This window comes from Paenibacillus sp. HW567, assembly GCF_000374185.1.
Lineage (GTDB): Bacteria > Bacillota > Bacilli > Paenibacillales > Paenibacillaceae > Paenibacillus_AQ.
This window is the reverse complement of the sequence record NZ_KB910518.1, coordinates 6,468,063-6,488,611: the sequence shown is the minus strand read 5'-3', so window position 1 is coordinate 6,488,611 and position 20,549 is coordinate 6,468,063. Positions and strand designations below refer to the sequence as shown.

Annotated in this window: 18 protein-coding genes; 6 read left to right on the top strand and 12 right to left on the bottom strand. The window is 55.7% G+C overall.

Annotated elements, in window-relative coordinates; genetic code table 11:
• The first annotated feature begins 27 nt into the window (after nucleotides 1-27).
• Both B212_RS0129030 and B212_RS33515 read left to right on the top strand, forming a co-directional pair.
• Nucleotides 28-840 carry an ATP-binding cassette domain-containing protein gene (locus B212_RS0129030; protein ID WP_019914855.1) on the top strand — a complete coding sequence of 271 codons (813 nt, stop codon included), beginning with the start codon at nucleotides 28-30 and terminating at the stop codon, nucleotides 838-840.
• A complete protein-coding gene (locus tag B212_RS33515; RefSeq protein ID WP_019914854.1) occupies nucleotides 837-2,516 on the top strand; it encodes an ATP-binding cassette domain-containing protein in 1,680 nt (559 codons plus the stop codon). The genes B212_RS0129030 and B212_RS33515 overlap by 4 nt, the downstream gene beginning before the upstream one ends.
• Nucleotides 2,517-2,534: 18 nt before the next feature.
• On the opposite strand, the gene B212_RS0129020 is transcribed toward B212_RS33515, so the two are convergent.
• The 8 genes from B212_RS0129020 to B212_RS0128985 form a co-directional block, all read right to left on the bottom strand.
• Nucleotides 2,535-3,398 carry a nitroreductase family protein gene (locus B212_RS0129020; protein ID WP_019914853.1) on the bottom strand — a complete coding sequence of 288 codons (864 nt, stop codon included), beginning with the start codon at nucleotides 3,396-3,398 and terminating at the stop codon, nucleotides 2,535-2,537.
• 439 nt (nucleotides 3,399-3,837) lie between these two features.
• Nucleotides 3,838-6,489 (bottom strand): bifunctional lysylphosphatidylglycerol flippase/synthetase MprF, encoded by a 2,652-nt coding sequence (mprF, locus tag B212_RS0129015; RefSeq protein WP_019914852.1) that lies wholly within the window; start codon nucleotides 6,487-6,489, stop codon nucleotides 3,838-3,840.
• A gap of 253 nt (nucleotides 6,490-6,742) precedes the next feature.
• Nucleotides 6,743-7,102: a FlxA-like family protein gene (locus B212_RS32715; RefSeq protein WP_019914851.1), complete on the bottom strand. Its 360-nt coding sequence runs from the start codon at nucleotides 7,100-7,102 to the stop codon at nucleotides 6,743-6,745.
• A gap of 91 nt (nucleotides 7,103-7,193) precedes the next feature.
• Complete coding sequence (locus B212_RS0129005; protein ID WP_036668602.1) at nucleotides 7,194-8,423, bottom strand: multidrug effflux MFS transporter; 1,230 nt, start codon at nucleotides 8,421-8,423, stop codon at nucleotides 7,194-7,196.
• 180 nt (nucleotides 8,424-8,603) lie between these two features.
• Nucleotides 8,604-9,224: an alpha/beta hydrolase gene (locus tag B212_RS0129000; protein WP_019914849.1), complete on the bottom strand. Its 621-nt coding sequence runs from the start codon at nucleotides 9,222-9,224 to the stop codon at nucleotides 8,604-8,606.
• On the bottom strand, nucleotides 9,221-10,171 hold the full coding sequence (locus B212_RS0128995) for a ring-cleaving dioxygenase (RefSeq protein ID WP_019914848.1): 951 nt from the start codon (nucleotides 10,169-10,171) through the stop codon (nucleotides 9,221-9,223). Before B212_RS0128995 ends, B212_RS0129000 begins: the two co-directional genes overlap by 4 nt.
• Before the next feature lie 98 nt (nucleotides 10,172-10,269).
• Nucleotides 10,270-10,671 (bottom strand): DoxX family protein, encoded by a 402-nt coding sequence (locus tag B212_RS0128990; RefSeq protein ID WP_019914847.1) that lies wholly within the window; start codon nucleotides 10,669-10,671, stop codon nucleotides 10,270-10,272.
• A gap of 205 nt (nucleotides 10,672-10,876) precedes the next feature.
• Nucleotides 10,877-11,350 carry a MarR family winged helix-turn-helix transcriptional regulator gene (locus B212_RS0128985; RefSeq protein ID WP_019914846.1) on the bottom strand — a complete coding sequence of 158 codons (474 nt, stop codon included), beginning with the start codon at nucleotides 11,348-11,350 and terminating at the stop codon, nucleotides 10,877-10,879.
• A gap of 1,013 nt (nucleotides 11,351-12,363) precedes the next feature.
• Between B212_RS0128985 and B212_RS0128970 the strand changes: the two genes are divergently transcribed.
• The 3 genes from B212_RS0128970 to B212_RS0128960 all read left to right on the top strand — a co-directional run bounded on the left by B212_RS0128970 (nucleotide 12,364) and on the right by B212_RS0128960 (nucleotide 14,881).
• Nucleotides 12,364-13,065 carry a futalosine hydrolase gene (locus B212_RS0128970; RefSeq protein WP_019914841.1) on the top strand — a complete coding sequence of 234 codons (702 nt, stop codon included), beginning with the start codon at nucleotides 12,364-12,366 and terminating at the stop codon, nucleotides 13,063-13,065.
• 11 nt (nucleotides 13,066-13,076) lie between these two features.
• Complete coding sequence (locus B212_RS0128965) at nucleotides 13,077-13,916, top strand: 1,4-dihydroxy-6-naphthoate synthase (protein ID WP_028531098.1); 840 nt, start codon at nucleotides 13,077-13,079, stop codon at nucleotides 13,914-13,916.
• A gap of 140 nt (nucleotides 13,917-14,056) precedes the next feature.
• Nucleotides 14,057-14,881 carry a class I SAM-dependent methyltransferase gene (locus B212_RS0128960; protein WP_019914839.1) on the top strand — a complete coding sequence of 275 codons (825 nt, stop codon included), beginning with the start codon at nucleotides 14,057-14,059 and terminating at the stop codon, nucleotides 14,879-14,881.
• 416 nt (nucleotides 14,882-15,297) lie between these two features.
• Here the strand turns inward: B212_RS0128960 and B212_RS0128955 are convergent, their stop codons facing one another.
• The 4 genes from B212_RS0128955 to B212_RS0128940 are packed head-to-tail and all read right to left on the bottom strand — an operon-like array spanning nucleotide 15,298 to nucleotide 19,112.
• Nucleotides 15,298-16,371, bottom strand: a complete 1,074-nt coding sequence (locus tag B212_RS0128955; RefSeq protein WP_019914838.1) for an ABC transporter substrate-binding protein — start codon at nucleotides 16,369-16,371, stop codon at nucleotides 15,298-15,300.
• Complete coding sequence (locus B212_RS0128950; RefSeq protein ID WP_019914837.1) at nucleotides 16,368-17,195, bottom strand: ABC transporter permease; 828 nt, start codon at nucleotides 17,193-17,195, stop codon at nucleotides 16,368-16,370. Before B212_RS0128950 ends, B212_RS0128955 begins: the two co-directional genes overlap by 4 nt.
• Complete coding sequence (locus B212_RS0128945; RefSeq protein ID WP_019914836.1) at nucleotides 17,192-17,998, bottom strand: ABC transporter permease; 807 nt, start codon at nucleotides 17,996-17,998, stop codon at nucleotides 17,192-17,194. The genes B212_RS0128950 and B212_RS0128945 overlap by 4 nt, the downstream gene beginning before the upstream one ends.
• The gene (locus tag B212_RS0128940; RefSeq protein WP_019914834.1) at nucleotides 17,988-19,112 is read right to left on the bottom strand and encodes an ABC transporter ATP-binding protein; all 1,125 of its coding nucleotides are present in this window, start codon (nucleotides 19,110-19,112) and stop codon (nucleotides 17,988-17,990) included. The genes B212_RS0128945 and B212_RS0128940 overlap by 11 nt, the downstream gene beginning before the upstream one ends.
• 317 nt (nucleotides 19,113-19,429) lie before the next feature.
• Here B212_RS0128940 and B212_RS33510 point away from each other — a divergent pair, with 317 nt between their 5' ends.
• Nucleotides 19,430-20,530 (top strand): FUSC family protein, encoded by a 1,101-nt coding sequence (locus B212_RS33510; protein WP_019914833.1) that lies wholly within the window; start codon nucleotides 19,430-19,432, stop codon nucleotides 20,528-20,530.
• Nucleotides 20,531-20,549 lie beyond the last annotated feature (19 nt).

Sequence of the window (20,549 nt, the reverse complement as noted above, 5' to 3'; positions counted from 1 at the left end):
TACATTTGTCCGGGAAGCAGGCATGTCATGATTAGAGCCAATAATTTAACCTTATCCTTACGGGACGGCCAGCGCAGGCTGCCGATATTGCGGGATATTTCAATATTTATCGGGCGGGGCGAATGGGTAGCCCTTACCGGAGCCAACGGCTGCGGCAAATCCTCTCTGATCCGTACATTAACCGGTCTGAACCCTCCTACGGGGGGCAGTCTGTCCGCTGCCGGTCTGGATCTGCGCTCCCCTGAGAACCGTACAGCCGTTAAGCGGCATATCCAGCTTGTATTTCAGAATCCTGAAGCGCAGACCGTCGGCTCCACGCCTTTTGAGGATGTTGCGTTTGGACTGGAAAACCGGGGACTGAGCCGAAGCAGCATGTTGACCCGGATTGAGACCGTTCTCCGGCAAGTGGGACTGGCCCGCAAGGCGGAGGCGGACGTCTCGACTCTATCAGGCGGAGAACGCCAGCGCCTCGCGGTTGCCTGCTGTCTGGCGCTGGAGCCGGAAATGATTATTTTTGACGAGGCGACCTCTATGCTGGACCCGGCCGGGCGGAGAGATATATTCAGTTTGGCCCAAAGCTTGTGGCGGCAGGGGACCACCGTACTCTGGGTAACCCAGCGGATGGAGGAGCTGGCGGAAAGCCCGCGTATCGCTGTCATGGAGGAAGGCAGAATGCAGTATGACGGCGATCCGCGCACCCTTTTCTATCAGAATGAGCTCCCGGAGCGTCTCGGCTGGGAGCCTGCTCCGGTCATCCGCATTGGGCGTCTGCTGCAGTCGCAGGGCTGGCCGCTTCACTGTCTGCCGCTTACCGAGCAGGAATTAGAGGTCGTCTTATGAGGCTTCAGGCAGAAGGCGTATCCTTCCAGTATGACAAGACCGCCGCTCTCGCGGATATTCATCTGGATATCCGCGAAGGCACGCTGACGCTCCTGTGCGGGATTACCGGCAGCGGCAAGTCCACGCTGCTGCGCCTGCTGTCAGGACTTGCGGAGCCGGCTGCCGGCAAAGTTTCCTACGATGGAGGCGGGATGCCTCCCGGGGCGGTCGCGATGGTCTTTCAGCAGCCGGAGACACAACTGTTCGCAAGCAGCGTACACAAGGATATGGAGTACGGTTTGGAGCAGCGCGGAGTGCCAAAGCATCAGCGGCTGGAGCTGATCCGCAGCGCACTGTCCGAGGTGGGGCTGCCCTACGAAGAATTCGGCAGCCGTTCCCCCTTTCTGCTCAGCGGAGGAGAGAAGCGCCGGCTCTGCATCGCCGGAGCCATCGCCGCCCGCCCCGGTCTGCTAATTCTCGACGAGCCGACAGCGGGCCTTGATCCCAAGGCGGCCCGGAGCCTGCTGGACATGCTGCGCGGACTGCGCCGCAGCGGACTGACCCTGATCATCGGCACGCATGATCTGGACAGCTTCCTCCCGATGGCAGACGAAGTGATTATTATGTCGCAGGGCTCCATCTGCTATAACGGACGGGCTGCTACGCTGGCCGCCGATCCCTCGCCGCTCAGCTCAGCCGGCCTTACACCGCCCGCCTATACGCGGATCGGACAGAGACTCCGGCAGCGCGGGCTGCTTGATTCCCTGCCTGGCAGCCTGGAAACTCTGCTGGAGGAGCTGGGCAAGCGTCCCCTGCCCGTTCCGCCGGAGGAGGGCTTGCTGATTCCCGGGGAGGGCCGGTACAGCAGCAGCAGACAAGACGAGCTTGTTCCTCCTGAAGCAGATTCCACCGAAGCGGGACATGCAGAAGCAGCCCCTGCCCGGCGATTGTGGCAGAAGCTGGACCCGCGCGTTAAATGGCTGGGGATGGTGCTGGGCACGCTGGTCATTCTGGGCATGAACTCACTTGTACCGCTGCTGCTCTCGGCAGGTCTAATTACAGGGATGATTATCTCCGCCGGCATCCCCTGGAGAAGGACGGCCCGCTTCTTCCGCCCGTTCCTCCTCATGTTCCTGTTCCTCTGGCTGCTGTCCGCACTTAGTTGGGAATTGCCGGACTACACGCTCGGTCCCATCGGCTTCAGTCTGGCGGGAATTGTGCGGGGCGGCCTGAATGTGCTCCGCTTCCTGCTGCTGATCTCCCTTGGCTTCCTGTTCACAGAGACAACTACGGGCGCGCCCTTGCGTGAAGGACTGGAATGGGGCATTGCTCCGCTGAAAAAGCTGGGCATCCGCACCCGCAACTGGTCGCTGGCGGTATCGGTCACCCTACAGTTCGTGCCGTGGATTCTCGGCAAGCTGGCCCAGCTTCAGCTAGCGCTAAGCTCGCGTGGCAGAAAGACAAAGGGCCTCAGCCGCTGGACTCCACGGCAGATGGCCCTGCTGATTGTGCCGCTGCTGATTCTGGTCATCGGGATGGGCGACGAGTTGGCAACCGCTATAGAGGCACGCGGCTATGACCCCAGCAAGGAGCGCACGCCTTCCTGCCGGCTGGCCTGGCAGCAAAGCGATACACTCGCTCTCTTCGGTATCCTGCTGGCGGCGGCCAGCCTATGGGGAGTGTCGCAGTTTGCCTGACACCGCAGCCTGAGCCGCTTACTCGAGCTTATAACTCAGCATATATTCCGTAAGCGGGCTCGGTACGTTCAGCTTGGGATCTTCCATCGTCCAGACACCGGAAATTCCCAGCTCCCGGCAGGCCAGTTCAAAGCTGCAGGCGGCAATGCCCATGTCGATCCGCTGCATTTCAAAACCCAGCTTGTTGCCGCTGTAATTGGGCGTAGACTGCAAATAGAAATGCACATGCCGCTGGTCCTGAGATACAACCGCTCTCCAAGGCTGCTTGTTGGAGGCCGACGGGCCCTGCCGGAACATCTCCAGCGGCACGTCCAGCTTGCCGGCTGCTTCGCGGGTCAGCGCGCGTCCAAATTCCCCATCATAGAACAGCTCCTCCCAAGGTTTTCTCTGATCCGACTTAGCGATGAAACGCACAGTGGAGTCCAGCAGCCGCTGCTTCTCCCTTGGGTATCCCAGGGGTGTGATGCAAGGGATGATCTCTCCCGGTGCCAGCTCCATCTCGCGGGAGAAGGACTTGCGGCTGAACGTTCCGCCAATCCAGCAGGTTCCGAGGCCCAGGCCCGTGGCATACAGGATCAGCTTATGAAAAATATAACCAAACTCCAGCAGCGCCGTCTTCCCGTTCTGCACCGCTCCGACCAGGTAAGCCTGCGGGTTCTTGATAACCCCGTAGGTGCCAAGCTTAACGCTTTTGCCTTCCGCCGCCCCGCCATCAGCCCACATCCATTCAACCTTGACCTTCCCGCCAAAAGGTCCGCGCAAATTCTCCTCCTGCGCCAGGTAATCCATCACCGCACCATGAGCCGCTTCACTGATTGGTGTCGGCTCATACGTGCGCACAGATTTACGTCTCTCCATGATCTCGATTACCGTATTCCCCATAGTCCCCTTCTCCCCTCATTTTTGGTGAACAGCCTGAAACCTAGCGAACTGGCCCGCCGCTCTCAAATAACGGTATTTCTGCTGTTATTTTCGGGCTAACTCCAAGTTCACTCTCTAATAACGGTATTTCTGCCGTTATTTTCAGACTAACTCCCCATTCACTCTCTAATAACGGTATTTCTGCCGTTATTTCTGCTCAATATCTACAACGAAAGAAAATCACAATCCCCTAAATAATCAAAAAATGGCACCTGCATAGAACAGGAGCCATCTCAAAGTTGATGTTAATCTGGTTGCCAATTCTGTGGTTTCGATAATGGCAGAATGATACGTCTGCAACCTTATATGTTGTGGATGAACATAGTATTACCGATTTCTGCCTAATCGTCTAGTATGTATCTCACCAGCACCATAGCAGTTCCCACTTAGTAGTCCGCAGTTACTCCTTCCCTTCCGGGTGGCGGGAAACGAGTCTTACCAGGTCAAGCGTCAGAATCGACAGGGTCATCGAAGCGGGGTAGGCAAGATAGCGCGGCTCCCACTCCGGGCTGAACTTCTCCTTATACATCCGCAGGCCGGCGAATCCGTACCAGTGTCCGCCGCGCACAAATACCAGATGGGCCAGCTTCTCCTCCCGCAGCGCTCCGGAATTCTGGCCTACACTGGATAATGGAGCATTGCCGAGATTGAACCGGCGGTAGCCCTGCTCCTTCGCCCACTCCAGCAGACGGACAAACAAATAGTCCATGGTTCCGTTCGGTGTTTTTTTCCGGTGGCGCATAAGGTCAACCGAAATCGTGGTTCCCTTGTCATAGCCCGGGGCAATGGAGGCGAAAGCCAGCACCTTGCCGTCCGCATCCCGCAGCAGCGCTAGCTGTGCAAGCTGTAGATAAGACGGCTTGAACCAGCCGAGCGAGAAGCCTTTTTCGCTGCGTCCGTCCAGCCACTCCCCGGACACCCGGCGCAGCTCCTCCAGCAGCTCTGGGGAATGCGGCGCTTCCGCTACCTCGAACCTGTAACCCTCACGTTCGAAGCGGTTTTTCACACTCCGCAGATCGGAATTTTTTTTGCCGCTAAGGGTAAAATCAGCAAGAGAGATCATCGCCTCCTCACCGAGCTTGAAGAAACGGTAGCCCTGCTCATGATAGACCGGCAGAAAGTCCGGGGTAGCCTGATAGAACACCACAGACAGACCGTATAAATCCGCCGCCTGCCGGAATTCGCTGATCGCTTCACCTACCAGGGCCTGAGGTCCCAGCGGATCACCCAGCACTACCAGCTTGTCCCGCGCTCTGGCAAAAGCAATCAGCACCTTGCCGCCCTGTGCCCAGTAGAAGCTTTTGTCGCCCAGAAATAGCATATGGGTCAAGGCATTTCCCTCGTTCCCTCCAAGAAACTGGCTTAACTGCGTCATATCCTTGTCCGCCAGCAGTTCCTCCATCCTGCGGTGAGGGCGGAGGACTACCAGCATCGTCATCAGCAGCCAGGAGAGCACCAGCCCGCTGACCGCCGTGACCGCTACATTGCTGTGCCGCCGCAGCCACTCCGGGGGAATACCGGCGGGAAGATGCCTTGGGAAGCCCTGATGCACGTAGCTGCCCAGCAGGAAGTAAATAAACGCAATGGCGGAAGTCAGCACCAGCCACCAGATCGTGCTCTGCTTGCTGAAGGGTACACTGATCCGGTTGAAGCGGGCCCTGGATACCCAGAGGATGAGCACTACAAGCAGCAGGAACAACGCTTCCTCATAATCAAAGCCCTTCGTGAAGGTGAACACCGCCCCGCCGAACAGCAGCGCGCAGGTCAAAATATACGCCCGGTGGACACGCAGCGAAATTCCCCGCGACAGAAGAATAAGCATGAAGCCGATCAGTACGGATACATGATGTGAAATCCGCATTACCGGCAGAGAGAGCAGCTCCTCCGTTAACCGCAGACGGTACAGCAGCTCGGGCGTAGCAGCAGACAGCAGCAGGATCAGACCGCTGGCCAGCACCAGCTTGCCGAGCGCCCATATGCCAAGATCGCTCAAGAACGTGTATTGGCCCGGCCAGCCCCAAATTTTCTGCCATAGATTAAGGGAAGGCTCGATGCCCACGTTACTCCGGTCAGAGCTTTTTTTACTCTGTAGTCCAATTTCCAGCGCAGCCATCACAAGACCGATCAGCCAGGGAATGAGGTAATAGAACAGTCTGTAGATAACCAGAACAGCCATAGCCTTATCGCTTCCATAGCCCAATTGCGAAAGCCCGAGCAAGGCGATCAGGTCGAATGCGCCGATCCCCCCGGGGGCCATACTCAGGATGCCTGCTATCGCAGCAATGACATAGATGCTGAAGACTGTAATGTAGTTGGCGCAGCCAAGCAGATGACTCGCAATGATGCAGAAGGTGATTCCGGCGAACAGCCATTCCAGAAGGGATGCACCGACCGAAGCCGCCACGGTAGTCCAAGGTGTTCTGCCCTGCCCCCGGTTGATCCATTTGGCAAACAGCGACGAACGCTGGATGATGATAAAAAGTGGCAAATAAAGCGCCATACCCCACACTGCAAATACCAGCCAATGGTGCTCGCGGAGCAGCGCAGCAGCCGGAAAAAGGCCGAAGATATTGCCCCAGGAGAGCAGCGACAGCCCCGTGATCATGAGCGGCGAGAGAAACACTATTGCCGGGGTCAGAACAGCAGCAGGCACACCGCTTTTTTTGTAGAGGAGCGTTCGCAGCCCCACCCCGGCCAGCCCGGCAAAGCCGATCAGATTATTAAAGGTATTGGCAATCCACGAATAGCGGAACGTGCTCCAGTGGCTTATCTTCAACCGAAAATGCTGGCGGATCAAATAATCATAAGCGCTCATCACAGCCACAGCGAGCAGGGCTGCCCCCATCATCTGTGCAATGGCCGATGCGGGCACATGCTTCAGCTCGCGGATAATCAGACGGAGGTGCACCTTCTTCAGCTCATGCTGCCCCTCCAGATATACAAGAACTATAATAACCAGCGGAAAAAGCGCTCGGACCGCCCGCAGCCGGTAGATGGTTATAATCAGCCTTACAATTTTGAAGCGTTCGAGCGATTGTTTTATCGAATGCATGACTTCCTTCTCCTGCCTTTACTGCCGGCTTGCCCTTGTCCGGAGCAACTTGCCGTGTCATTCCTCCATTATACCAACACTATCAACAGAAGGCTCGTATAATGATCATCACTTAGGTTAGACACCCGGTAAAGGGCAATTCCCTGCAACAGCCTGAAAAAAAGCAGACTCTGAAGCATTGCACCGGAAATAAAAAAAAGGACAGTCACCACGGCAAATGGCTGTCCTTTTTCTATGTACGCTGTGTCCGGGGTTACACCCGGATGTCAAATCTGCCTTCGCTGTTCGTCGTGGCAGTAGCGATCTCCTGCGCGCTGGCTGGAGCAAGCGCATTGCCATTAGCCGGCTGCTCAGGCGGCGGCGCACTGCTGCCTGCCGCAGAGGAGCTGCTGCTGCTCTGCGATTTCTGCGCAATTTGCGCTTCGATCTGTTTGATCTGCTGCTGAAGCTGCTTAGTTTTGGTTTCCTTCGTTTTCTCGTCGTCCTTGCTGGACTGTACCTTCTCCAGGTCGGCTTCCAGCTTCGCCTTTTGCTTCTCCAGGGAAGCGGTATCTGTTGCGCTGGAGGAGCTGTACGTAGTGGAAGAGGCCGATGATACGGATGATATACTCATGCTCGTCCCTCCTTTCAATATCCAATATAACCCTTTTGAAGGAGCGGAACGTTAATTTGCGCTGAAAGTTTGCTGAAAGAACTCTTACTGCTCACTTGCCCTTTTTCCCGCTGCAGAGCAGCAGATAGGCCAGTATAGAGCAAAGGCCCGCCGACGCGATGACTACCGCCATCGGAAGCGCGGTTTTATCGCCGCCCAGCCCGACCAGCGGAGCGACGCAGCTACCGAGCAGCAGCGGCAGAAGACCCAGCAGTGCCGAGGCGCTGCCTGCGGAATCCCCCTGATCCTGCATAGCCAGAGAGAAGCTGGTTGTCCCAACCATACCTACACTGGAGACAACCGCAAACAGGCAGATCAGAATCGGCAGCAGACCGCCGCCAGCCAGCACAGTCAGCAGCAGCAGAGCGCCGCCCACCGTACACAGCAGCAGGCCGCTGACCAGCAGCTTGCGTTCGCTGACTCTTCCGGCCAATCTGCCGGCCACTTGTCCCGAGATAATAATCCCCAGCCCGTTCACGGCAAAGATCAGGCTATACATCTGCGGGGAGACGCCAAAAATATTTTGCAGCACAAACGAGGAACCTGATATATAAGCGAACATAGCCGCCGTAACGAGTCCCTGGGTAAGTGCATAGCCCATGAACCGCCCGTTACGAAGCAGGATGCCGAAGGTGCGCAAGGTTCCTTTCAGCCCGCTCTTGGAGCGCCGCTCTTTAGGCAGGGTCTCGGGGAGCCGCAGCAGAATCGTGGCAAAAAAGATCAGCCCGGCGGCAAACAGCACCACGAACACTCCCTGCCACGTTGTGAATCGCAGAAGCTGTCCTCCAATGACCGGAGCCAGAATCGGCCCCAGCCCGTTGACTATCATCAGTAAGGAGAAGAATTTGGTTAATTCGGAGCCGCTGTAGAGGTCACGAACTGCCGCCCGCGAGATTACCACACCTACGGAGCCGGCGATCCCCTGGACAAACCGCAGCACGACCAAAAGCCCGATGGAAGGGCTGAACGCGCACAGCAATGAAGAGACTGCATAAACGATCATGCCGATGAGCAGCGGTGTGCGACGGCCATACACATCGCTTAGCGGCCCCGCCACCAGTTGCCCCGAGGCCAGTCCCAGCAAAAAGAAGGTCAGGCTAAGCTGCGCCAGCGCAGCCCCGGCCCCAAAATGCGCCCCAAGCTCGGGCAGCGCCGGCAAATACATATCAATGGACAACGGTCCAATCGCGGAAATGGCTCCCAGAATGACGGCGATTTGCAGCCGCTGCTTCCGCGATGGCCCCTCCGCCTCCAACATTCGACTATCAATTTTTGTGTTCATGAGTCAATGACGCCAACCTTTCTGTTAACAACCCTTAGGCCCTTTTTTATTTTGTATTCTTCATACTACCTGATGGCTGCCGGATTATTCAAGGCTTTTGTCACAGCAAAAAACCGTCCGCAGGAGCTTCTAAGCGACACATAGAGTCACTTATCGGCGGTCCTGCGGACGGCTGTATGATTAAGCTATGCCCGGTGTATGGTGCCCCAGCAGCCAATCTCTGGCGGCTTCGGCTTCAGCCGCGCTCAAGCGGTGGCCCTGGTTGCCCCAGTGGGTAGTTACTTCAGAGTCAGCGCCCTGCAGAAGCGACTCCAGCTCCCGGGTTTCCTCCGCCCGGATGATCGGATCATTGGTACCCGCTCCGATGAAGACCGGGACGCCCTTCAGCGAAGGCAGCTTCAGGCCACGCAGCGGAACCATCGGATGCAGCAGCACCGCCGAGCGGAAGATGCCGCCGTAATGGAACAGCAGGCTGCCGGCGATATTGGCACCGTTGGAATAGCCAACCGCCACCAGGTTGCCGGGATCGAAGCCGTACTTGGCAGCAGCCTCATCCAGAAACCCTCTAAGCTCATGGGTGCGGAAGATCAGATCCTCTTCATCGAAGATGCCTTCGGCCAGCCGCCGGAAGAAGCGCGGCATGCCGTTCTCCAGCACGTTTCCCCGAACGCCCAGCACGGAAGCGCCGGGAGCGAGAAGCTCGGCCAGCGGCAGCAGATCACGCTCGTTGCCGCCGGTTCCGTGGAAGAGGACAAGTGTCGGCAGACTTTCATCCGTGCCCTTGCGGAAGATATGGATCATCCCTGCTTCACCTCGATTTCACGAATTTCAAATGGAGTCAGATTCTCTTCAATCAACGCACGGTGCGGCTCGAACCAGGTCGGAAGCATCAGCTTTTGACCCAGGGCATCCGGAGCTTCATCACGGGCAAAGCCTGGAGGATCGGTTGCAATCTCGAAGAGAATTCCGCCTTCTTCCCGGAAGTAAATCGCGTTGAAGTATTGGCGGTCCTGAACCGGAGTCGGCTGATAGCCGTGACTCTGGACGCGGCGGCCCCAATCCTGGTGCTCGGCATCGTCTTTGGCCCGCCAAGCAATGTGGTGGACGGTGCCCGAGCCTCCGGCACCATGCGGAACCGGCGTTGCCTTCAGGTCAATGATATTGCCTACATCACTAGTGGATCTGTAGCGGATATAACCGTCACCTTCAGCAATGCGTTTGAGGCCCAGTGTGCGGGACAGGGTATCCGCTGTTTTGTCCGGCGCTGTGCTGTAGAGAACGGCACCGCCGAAGCCTTTGATGGCATGCTCAGCCGTAACGCCCCCGAAGGACCATGTGCTCATTGGACCTTCTGCACGTTCCACAAGCTCAATCCGCAGCCCGTCGAAATCAGCGAACGAAAGATAGTTTTCTCCAATCCGGCTTACATGGGTAACCGGAATTTGGTAAGCGGCAAGCCGCTGCTCCCAGAATCCCATAGAGCCAACCGGCACCGCATAGGTGGTTACGCCAACCTGACCGCCCCCGATACGGCCTTTGCGTCCTGCCGCAAATGGGAAGAAGGTAATGATCGTTCCCGGCGCACCCTGCTCATTTCCAAAATAAAGATGGTAGACCTCCGGGGCGTCGAAATTTATTGTTTTTTTCACGAGCCGCAGCCCGAGAATTCCGGCATAGAAATCCGCATTGCGCTGCACATCTCCAACAAAAGCGGTAATATGATGAATCCCTTGAGTTTGCATAGTCATTGGTATAACCTCCTAAGTGTGATGCGGCAGCTTGCCGCTTGAGATACGAACCGGAACAATTTTTCTATATATTAGCCGAAGCTATGAGCATTACCTGATCAGTTGAAAAAGAGTGCATCGAGCGATATCGAACCCGGACCGGCAATTGCCACGCCTACAGCAACTACCAGCAGCGTCAGCGGGAACTCCATTCCGTTAGCTGTGGACCAAAATCCGTTGGGAGCATGCACCTTGACGATAGCGCCAAGCATGGCTCCGGCAATCAATACAGCCGCCAGCGGTGTCAGCAGCCCGGCTGCGAACAGCAGGCCTCCAATAAGCTCCATCAGTCCTGCCAGCACTGCCATGAATACGCCCGGTTTGATGCCGATAGATTCCATCCAGCCGCCGGTTCCCTTCGGACCGTAACCCCCGAACCAGCCGAACAGCTTCTGTGAACCATGCCCGATGAATGCAACCCCGATAAACAATCTCATCAATAACAATCCTACACTAACCATTATGAACACTCTCCATTCTCTTCATTTTAATTATCTTAAGGTTAAGATATTTAGCAAAAAAATTTTGGGACTTCCTGTGATTTGCCTGCCACTCTCCATGCGAAAGCTTGAGTGCCCGCCTCCAGCTCCGATCTCCTGCTTACATACATTGGACTCCAGCCCGGCTCCCCGCTGCACTGCTTCTGACCTTGCGGGAAGCCTTATTCTACACGCCTTTACCCAGCTTCTTCAGCAATTCAATCGCCTGGCTTTTCTCTTCCTTATTCAAACCGCCCATCAAACTATGAATGGAGCCTGCATGACGGGGGAAAATATCATCGAACAGCTCGCGGCCCGCTTCCGTGATCTCCGCATAGGTTACCCGGCGGTCTTCGTTGCATGGAACGCGTCTCAGCAGCCCTCTCTTCTCCAGCTTGTCGATGTTGTAGGTGATGCTCCCGCTGGTAACAAGAATCTTCCCGCCGATCTGCTGCAGCGGAATCCGGTTCCTATGGTAGAGCACCTCCAGCACCATAAATTCAGCCGAAGCGAGCCCATGACTCTTCATATCCTTCACCGCCTGATCCATCAAGCTCCGGTATGCCTTGGACAAAACCACGAACAATTTCAGCGATGCTGCCTGTTCCTCATCCGCCTGGCTTCCGGCAGCCTTGCTTGCCGTCTCGTTATATTCGCTCATCCTGCTCACCTCCAGTGCGTTCTGCATTTATCTTTAAGTTAATTATCTTTAAGTTAAGATAAATATAATCCATTCTATATTCATTGTCAACACCTGCTTCAAAATTAAACAACTTTACCGTCCTCCAAAAGAGGAGGCTTTCGTTTCTCCGTTTGACCTGACTTCTAAAACGGCGTATCCTTTTCCTTGGAATTACAAGATACGAAGCCTGGGGAACGTGCGGGCTTAACAATAACCAGTACCAAATGAAGGTCTGACCACGCCGACCTCTTGGTAAGCGGAACGGACTGTCCATGAAGCTGTCGTCCGGCTTCAGGGCGATAGCGGCGGATCTGCTGCATGTTGTGCAGCAGAATTCATTCAACGAAGGGCAAAATGCTGGCCTATTGCACTTTGTACAATCAAAGTTCGAGAAAACCTTCCTTTCCGCGATGATCCGTTAATTCTATTGTATGATCTGCAGCAGATTGCTTTTTTGGGGGTTGTTGGGGCTTATCTGCTGCATGTTTTGCAGCAGAATTCATTCAATAATGGGCAAAATGCTGGCCTACTGCACTTTGTACAATCAAAGTTAGCGAAATCCTTCCTTTCCGCGCTGATCCGGTAATTCTATTGTATGATCTGCAGTAGATTGCTTTTTTGGGGGTTAGTGGGGCTTTTCTGCTGCATGTTGTGCAGCAGAATTCATTCAATAATGGGCAAAATGCTGGCCTGTTGCACTTTGTACAATCAAAGTTCGCGAAAACCTTCCTTTCCGCGATGATCCGTTAATTCTACTGTATGATCTGCAGCAGATTGTTTTTTTGGGGGGTTGCTGGGGTTTTTCTGCTGCATGTTGTGCATTAGATTGATTTCCCCGCTACCCGTACGTACTCAATCTTATGTAAGTCTACATAAAAGCATTGCAGGCTCTCATTAGTCTGAGTTTGATATTATTACACCGAAAACGAAAAATCTTCGTACAAACCAAGGATAGATGTACTTGAGCACATTTATATAGAAGGAGGCTGAATATGGAAGCATTTAATAGACAAGCTCCAGGTGCGCGAGCTGAAGCGGGGGATATGCCTCCGAAGCCGCACATCCTGATCGTGACGGCTGTCGCAGCGGAGCGGGACGCGGTCCTGCGCGGCCTGGAGGGCAGCAGCAGGTTCCACGTCATTGCGGCGGGCGCCGGCACCGCCGCAGCGGCGGCAGGAACCGCAGCCGCTCTCGCAGCCGGCTCCTACGGCTGCGTCATCAGCGCCGGGATCGGCGGCGGCTTCCCGGGCCGCGCGCCCGTAGGCTCGCTGGTCGTCGCCAGCGAGATGATTGACGCGGCCCTCGGCGCAGAGACGCCGGAGGGCTTCCGCAGCGCTGCCGAGCTCGGCTTCGGCAGCGTGTCCGTGCCGGCGGAGCGCGGCACGGTACAGGCCCTTGCGGCCGCGCTCGCAGCGGCCGGGCTTGCGGTAAGCACGGGCCCCGTGCTTACCGTGTCGACGGCGACCGGCACCGCCGGGACGGCCGCCGCTCTCGCCGCCCGCCACCCGGAGGCGGCGGCGGAGGCGATGGAAGGCCACGGGGTTGCCGTGGCCGCCCATGCGCTGGGGATCGCGGCGCTGGAGCTGCGCGCGATCTCGAACCCGGTCGGCCCGCGCGACCGGGCTGCGTGGAAGATCAATGAAGCCTTGGACATGCTCGCGGCGGCGGCCGCTATACTTCAGGAGGTGCTGTAATGACAACAGGGCTGAACATTGCCTTTTCCCCTTGTCCGAACGATACATTTATATTCCATGCCTGGGCTCACGGCCTTGTGCCGGACGCGCCCAAGCTGAATGTGACCTTTGCCGACATTGATATAACCAATGGCCTGGCCGCAGACGGCGCCGGACCCGAGGTGCTCAAAATCTCCTACGCCGCTCTCCCCTGGGTGCTCCAGCGGTACAAGCTTCTGCCTTGCGGCGGCGCGCTTGGCCGGGGCTGCGGCCCGCTTGTGCTGACCCGCAAGGGGGCAGGCGAAATCAAGCATCCGGGTGAGCTGTCCGGGCGGCGGATTGCCGTTCCCAGCGAGCGCTCCACCGCGTATCTGCTGTTCCGCCTATGGGCGGCGCAGCAGGTGCCTGGCGGCCCGGCCGAAATCGTCGTCCTGCCCTTCGATGAGATCATGCCTGCGGTACGCGACGGGCAGATTGATGCCGGGCTGGTCATTCATGAAGCCCGCTTCACCTATCCGTCCTACGGCCTTAACCTGCTGACCGATCTGGGCAGTTGGTGGGAGAGCGACACCGGGCTGCCGATACCTCTCGGGGCAATTATCGCCCGCCGCGATCTCGACCATGAGGCTATATCCGGCTGGATTCGCAGCTCGCTCCAATATGCCTGGGATCACCCGCAGGATTCGCGGGAATATGTGCTGGACCACGCCCAGGAGCTGTCGCCGGAGGTTGCCAAATCGCACATTGATCTGTACGTCAATGAATTCTCGATGAATCTGGGCGAGGACGGCTATGCCGCCATCTCGGCCCTCCTGAACCGGGCCGCCGCTGAAGGCCTTGTTCCACCTATTGATCCGGCGCTGCTGCGGTAGCGCTGTAAGCCAATTCGAAACTCACCGGCTCCTAGACAAGCTGCAGCCAATCCGGGAGCCGGATTCTTTTACAGTAAATCTCACAGCTCAACGTTATGAAACTATAGTAAGCAGACTAATACTCGTGAGGAGGATGTGTTATGATTCCAAACGGTAACAGCAAGCCGAATATTGAACGTTTTTTGGGCTACCAGGATGAATACGACCGTTACCGGCCCGAGGCTCCGCGGATGGTCATTGAACTGCTGACCACATATCTGGGCCGCAGGCCTTCCCTCGTTGCCGATGTAGGCTGTGGAACCGGCCTCTCCACCTTTTTGTGGAAAGATGCCGCGGATGCTGTAACCGGAGTTGAGCCTAACCCCGATATGCTGGGCAAAGCGCTCGATAAGCTGCGTCTTCTGGAGAATTCGGGGCAATCGCTGTCCTTTATGCAGGGGTATTCGAACCAGCTTCCTTTTGCAGAGCGCAGCGTGGACATTGTCACCTGCTCGCAGTCCTTCCACTGGATGGACCCGGTCAGTACGCTGCAGGAAATATTCCGCTGCCTGCGCCCTGGCGGAGTATTCGCCGCCTATGATTGCGACTGGCCGCTGATGCTGCAGCCGGACATTGAAGCCCGCTACAATAGGCTGATCGCGGCCGCAGATGATCTGCTTGCTGAGCTTCAGCCTGCCTCCGAGCAAGCTTACAAATGGGACAAAGAAGGGCATTTATCCAGAATAAAGGCGAGCGGATTATTCTCTTACGCGCGGGAAATTGTGTTTCATCATACGGAGAGCTGCGACGCGCAGCGTTATGTCGGACTGATGCTCAGCCAAGGCGGAATCCAGAGCGTGCTGAAGCTCGCTCCCGCCGCGCTGGAACAGGACATTGCCGGATTTACGGCAGATGTTGAACGGTTCTTTCAAGGCCGGACCCTGCCGGTGGTGATCAGCTACCGGATGAGAATTGGTGTTAAGTAACCATTGGCTATACTAAAAACAGCCAGACGAAGAACGTCCCGGTTGCCCCCCGGAGAGGGAAGCCGGGGCGTTTTCTATTTTTTTCGGGAAAGACGAGCAATCCGCCTCCTTCGCGGTCTGACGGAAAAAGGCTGGCTGCTCCCCGCCGCAGACGCCCAGCAGCAGCAAAGGATTGTCCGCTACGAGCTGGCCCGCGGGTTTTGGAGTATTTTTGTTAATCCGCACAGGTTGCCCAAACTCAACCTACAAGATTCCCGGAAAATACCAAAGAGCGCACAAGTGCGGAGACCAGCACCAGGCGCTCTTCATTCTAGTATTTGCACGGACCCACCGGAGCAGGCAGGCACCCGCTTCAACCCCTTACACTCTCCCCGGCTTCCCTCTTTCACCGCCGGATCAGGCGGGAGCCTGTCCCCTCACTTCTTGTTCATCTTGAACTTCAGGAACAGCTCGTTGTAGTGGGCGAGCATCCGTTTGCCCAGATTGTCGTAGACCTCCAGGCGGTCGGTGATGTCCTTGGCCGGGTAGAAACGGGTATCGCCGGAGATTTCTTCCGGGAGCAGCTTCAGCGCCGGAACGTTAGGTGTGGAGTAGCCGACGTACTCGGCATTTTTGGCTGCCACGTCGGGGCGGAGCATGAAGTTAATGAACTTGTGTGCGCCTTCCACGTTAACCGCCGTGCGCGGAATGACCATATTGTCGAACCATTTGTTCGAGCCTTCCTCCGGCACCACGTAATCCAGCTTGTCGTTGTCATCCATAATTTCCGAGGCATCGCCCGACCATACGATTCCAACCGCCGCCTCTTCATTCGCCAGCATCATCTTGATTTCATCGCCTACAATCGCCTTCACGTTAGGCGACAGCTTGTCCAGCTTGGCCAGTGCCTCCTGCAAATGCTCCTCATTCCTGTCATTGACGGAATAGTGCAGGCTGTTCAGTGCCATGCCCATCACCTCACGGGCACCGTCCACCAGAAAAATATTATTCTTCAGCCGGCTGTCCCACAGGGAATTCCAACTGCTGAAGTCCATGCCCTTCGTCATTTCCGGGTTGTAAATAATGCCGACCGTCCCCCAGAAATAAGGTACAGAGTATTTATTGCCGGGATCAAAAGACAAATCCATGAACTGCTTGTCGATATTGGACAGGTTCGGAATCTTGCTTTTATCCAGCGGCAGCAACAAATCATCTTCCCGCATTTTGGCAATGGCGTAATCAGACGGAACCACAACATCGAAGGTGGTCCCCCCCTGCTCGACCTTGGTCAGCATGGCCTCATTGGAATCGAAGGTCTGATAGATGACTGTAATTCCGGTCTCCTTCTCGAACTGCTTCAGCAGCTCAGGCTCAATATAGTCGCCCCAGTTATAGATGGTCAGCGTATTTCCGCCGGTATACCCCTCGGCCGAGTTCAGCCGCGAAGCGAGAAACATCAGCCCGAAGGCAACGATGAGAATCGCCAGAAAAGCATTCACAAGCTGCTTCATCTAGGCACCCCCATTTCAGCGGCGGACTCAGCTAGCGGAGCTGCCGGACGGTTTTTGCGCCGGTTCAGGAAGTAATACCCGACCACCAGCAGAATAGTAAATAGGAAGATCAAGGTTGACAGCGCGTTAATCGACAGCGATACCCCTTGCCGCGCCCGGGAGTAAATCTCCACCGACAGCGTGGAATAGCCGTTGCCTGTCACGAAGAAGGTTACCGCAAAATCATCCAGCGAATACGTCAGGGCCATGAAGAAGCCGCTGAAGATCCCCGGCTTGATGATCGGCAGAATCACCTTCGTCAGCACATCACGGTGGCTCGCGCCAAGGTCGCGGGCAGCATCGGTCAGCGTCGGGCTCATCTCCTGCAGATGCGGCAGGATCATCAGCACGGCAATCGGCACACTGAACGCTACATGCGAGAGAAGTACAGAGGTGAAGCCGAGCTTGATGCCCACAATCGTGAACAGGATCAGGAACGAGGCCCCGATAATTACGTCCGGGCTGACGATCAGCACATTGTTCAGCGAAAGCAGCGTATTTTTGGCGCGGCGGTTGCGGGTGCGCTGAATGGCTAGTGCCCCGATTATCGCAATCAGCGTGGCAATAGCGGAAGACAGCAGCGCAATCACCAGCGTATTCAGGACAATAATGATCAGCCGTGTATCCTGAAGAACCTCGCGGTAATACTCCAGCGTGAAGCCTTCAAATTTATGCATCGTACCCCCGCTGTTGAAGGAGTAGTACATCAGATACAGGATGGGTACGTACAGTACGATGAAGACCAGCACCAGATAGAGATTCGCGAACCCGTTTTTATTCCTCACTGGCGCACCCCTCTCTTCGATCCGCCCGTCAGCACCATGAACAGCGCCATGATCACGATCAGGAAGACCGCCACCGTGGAGCCCATCCCCCAGTCCTGCGTCACGAGGAAATGCTGCTCAATCGCCGTACCCAGCGTGATAACGCGGTTGCCGGCAATGAGGCGCGTAATCATAAACAGCGACAGCGCCGGGATGAACACCGCCATACAGCCAGAACGCACCCCTGAAATCGTCAGCGGAAAAATCACCCGCCGGAACGTCGTCCACCCGGAAGCGCCCAAATCGCGCGCGGCATCCACCAGCGATAAATTCAGCTCCTCCAGGGCGCTGAAGATCGGCAGAATCATAAACGGAATAAAAATATACACCGATACAAACACAAAGCTGAATCCCGTAAAGAGGATTTGCTGCTCCCCAATGCCGAGCAGGCCGAAGAAATTGTTGACCGGCCCGAAGGCGCCGAAGATCCCGATGAAGGCATACGTCTTCAGCAGCAGATTAATCCACGTTGGCAAAATAATCAGCAGCAGCCAAAGCTGCTTATGCTTCGTCCGGGTCAGCAGGTAGGCCGCCGGATATGCCACGAGCAGCGAGAACAGAGTGATCAGGAACGCATACCAGAAGGAATTAAGCATCATTCTCATATACACCGGCGTAAAGAAATTCACGTAATTATCCAGTGTTAGATGCCCGTCCAGGTCAAACAGGGAGTAATAGATAACCAGCAGCACCGGGGCTATGACGAACAGCGCGATCCATAAGTAATAAGGGATGAGAACATACGACCGGCCCTTATTCTTCATGGCTCTCCACCTCGGCGTAAGCTTCCAGACGTTTGTCGAACTCTTCCTCCGTCTCACCGAAACGCATAACATGAATCGCTTCCGGGTCAAAATAAAGCCCGATCTCGCTGCCAACCTCCGCCTTGCGCGTGGAATGTACCAGCCATTCATGGCCGGATTCATCGTAGCAGCTAATCTCGTAATGCACGCCCCGGAACAGTTGGGAGTCTACACGCACGCGCAGCTTGCCCTGCTCAAGTCCGGTAATCTCCAGATCCTCAGGGCGGATCACGATCTCTACCGCTTCATTTGGCCTAAGCCCGGCATCCACACATTCAAAGCGGTGTCCATTGAATTCCACCAGATAGTCCTCGATCATTACACCCGGCACAATGTTCGACTCCCCGATGAAGTCGGCCACGAAGCGGTTAATCGGCTCATCATAAATATCATTGGGCGTGCCGCTCTGCTCGATCAGTCCGCCGTTCATGACAAAGATCCAGTCCGACATCGCGAGCGCCTCTTCCTGATCATGGGTTACGAAGATGAACGTAATGCCCAGCCGCTGCTGCATTTCCCGCAGAATATACTGCATTTCCGTCCGCAGCTTCAGGTCAAGCGCCGACAGAGGCTCGTCCAGCAGCAGCACCTGCGGCTCGTTGACGATGGCACGGGCAATCGCCACACGTTGTCTTTGTCCGCCGGACATTTCAGTGATGGCGCGCTGATCATAGCCGGTCAGGTTGACGAAGCGCAGCGCCTCCTGCACCTTTTGCGCGATTACATCCTTCTTCAGCTTCTTGATGCGCAGTCCAAAGGCCACATTCTCGAAGACGTTCAGGTGCGGAAACAAGGCATAGTCCTGAAAAACCGTATTGACCTGCCGCTCGTTGGCGGGAATGTGATTGATAAGCTGGCCGTTCATCATAATAGAGCCTTCCGTCGGCTCGGCAAAACCGGCGATCAGGCGCAGAATAGTTGTCTTCCCGCAGCCCGAAGGGCCAAGCAGCGTATAGAATTTGCCGCGTTCAATTTCGAAGCTGACTCCCTTTAATACGGGCTCTTCGTCGTCATATTGCTTAATAACCTGATCAAAAGAAATAATAGTGCCTTCCGGGGTAGCTATAGCTAACAACCTCCCTTGTCATATGTAGTCTGATCTATTTTATCCGCTCCTTGCGGGAGATCATCGAAATGAACATGCCCAGCGCGTGCAAGTGACAATTCCTTCCCCGCTTCGACATTCTTTCATATTATACAGCATAAAGGATTAGCCCCATATATGCGATAACGTACATTGTAAAAAAGCAGTAGCGTAAACTTAACAACTTCGTAAAAATTAGTGCTCTCCAGCCCTATTTTGCGGTGCTATAATGAAAACGTCTGAAAACTAATTTCATTTTTCTTGACAATTCCGAAATTTTCTTAATATTCCGAAAGAAGATGACATCCATGAACGAAGGCTTACAGGACCGCCTGGAGAAATTCGGCCTGTCTTTATACGTGATACGTGTTACAGTGGCTGCCTCACTTTCCTGGCTCGCAGTAAACATCCTCTATCATGACAGCTACTTGTATTTCGCCCCGCTGGCCGCGATTCTGATTACGCAGGGGAGCGTCAAGGCCTCCTTTGAAAAAGGCATCTACCGCATGACCGGCGTTGTGCTCGGCGGAATTGTCAGCATGATTGTGGGCCGGTTCTTCCATGTTGGCGCATTCTCCATTCTGCTGATGCTGCTGATTGGGATCGGGGTTGCCACAGCGTGCCGGATCAATATTCAGGCCATCTCCCAGGTCGGCGTAACTTCTGTGCTGGCACTTACCTTCTATAATGGTCATTATATCGAGTGGCGTGTAGCCGAAACGCTGATAGGAGTAGCCATTGCCCTGATTATCAATATGATTATCGTTCCGCCCAAGGGGTTCGTCAAGGTAAAAAGCTTGGCACTGGAAGCAAGCCTGCTGCTGGCAGATGCCTTGAGCGGCCAGGCGGCCCGGGGAAGGGAAGCCACTCAGGCTTCGGACGCACTGGGACGCTCCGCAACACTGCTGGGCAAGAGTGAGCAGCAGCAGAAGGAGCTTCATTTTACTATTACCCATTACCAGTGCCGCAACGAGCTGCGCGGACTATCACAGGCAACCGGACACCTTAAGAAAATTCATTCCTATGTAAAAGAAATCGGCACAGACATCACGCTGCTGCCTTCGCATTATGCCGCAGCCGATTGGATGGCTGAGGTTGTAACAGCCACCGCAGACTGCATCGCCCTTTATGGCTCCAAGACCTTGACGGATGCCGAAGGCCAGAATTCTCTTCCCGAAGCGCTGCACCGGGCCCGTGATCTTCAGTTATCTTGTTTCTCCGAACTGCAGGGGCAGTGCTCCTTAACTACCTTGCGCGATCTGGGTGCGGTCTTCTCCCACCTGAACCGTGTGTTGGAAGAAATTGAGCAGGCTGACTATCTGGTCATGTCAGCCGCGCCGGTGAAGGCCAAGTCTGAAGCTGCACAAGCCGTCCGTTTCACACAAAAGGGACTCTCACACAAGCTGTAAGCTTGGGGAGCGTCCTTTT

What these genes read in the sequence shown, in the direction of transcription:
- mprF (WP_019914852.1), bottom strand. Translation starts at nt 6,489, where the DNA reads ATGCATTCGATAAAACAATCGCTCGAACGCTTCAAAATTGTAAGGCTG.
- B212_RS0129000 (WP_019914849.1), bottom strand. Translation starts at nt 9,224, where the DNA reads ATGATCCATATCTTCCGCAAGGGCACGGATGAAAGTCTGCCGACACTT.
- B212_RS0129030 (WP_019914855.1), top strand. Translation starts at nt 28, where the DNA reads ATGATTAGAGCCAATAATTTAACCTTATCCTTACGGGACGGCCAGCGC.
- B212_RS0128995 (WP_019914848.1), bottom strand. Translation starts at nt 10,171, where the DNA reads ATGACTATGCAAACTCAAGGGATTCATCATATTACCGCTTTTGTTGGA.
- B212_RS0128990 (WP_019914847.1), bottom strand. Translation starts at nt 10,671, where the DNA reads ATGGTTAGTGTAGGATTGTTATTGATGAGATTGTTTATCGGGGTTGCA.
- B212_RS0129005 (WP_036668602.1), bottom strand. Translation starts at nt 8,423, where the DNA reads ATGAACACAAAAATTGATAGTCGAATGTTGGAGGCGGAGGGGCCATCG.
- B212_RS32715 (WP_019914851.1), bottom strand. Translation starts at nt 7,102, where the DNA reads ATGAGTATATCATCCGTATCATCGGCCTCTTCCACTACGTACAGCTCC.
- B212_RS0128945 (WP_019914836.1), bottom strand. Translation starts at nt 17,998, where the DNA reads ATGAAGAATAAGGGCCGGTCGTATGTTCTCATCCCTTATTACTTATGG.
- B212_RS0128960 (WP_019914839.1), top strand. Translation starts at nt 14,057, where the DNA reads ATGATTCCAAACGGTAACAGCAAGCCGAATATTGAACGTTTTTTGGGC.
- B212_RS33510 (WP_019914833.1), top strand. Translation starts at nt 19,430, where the DNA reads ATGAACGAAGGCTTACAGGACCGCCTGGAGAAATTCGGCCTGTCTTTA.
- B212_RS0128955 (WP_019914838.1), bottom strand. Translation starts at nt 16,371, where the DNA reads ATGAAGCAGCTTGTGAATGCTTTTCTGGCGATTCTCATCGTTGCCTTC.
- B212_RS0129020 (WP_019914853.1), bottom strand. Translation starts at nt 3,398, where the DNA reads ATGGGGAATACGGTAATCGAGATCATGGAGAGACGTAAATCTGTGCGC.
- B212_RS33515 (WP_019914854.1), top strand. Translation starts at nt 837, where the DNA reads ATGAGGCTTCAGGCAGAAGGCGTATCCTTCCAGTATGACAAGACCGCC.
- B212_RS0128970 (WP_019914841.1), top strand. Translation starts at nt 12,364, where the DNA reads ATGGAAGCATTTAATAGACAAGCTCCAGGTGCGCGAGCTGAAGCGGGG.
- B212_RS0128985 (WP_019914846.1), bottom strand. Translation starts at nt 11,350, where the DNA reads ATGAGCGAATATAACGAGACGGCAAGCAAGGCTGCCGGAAGCCAGGCG.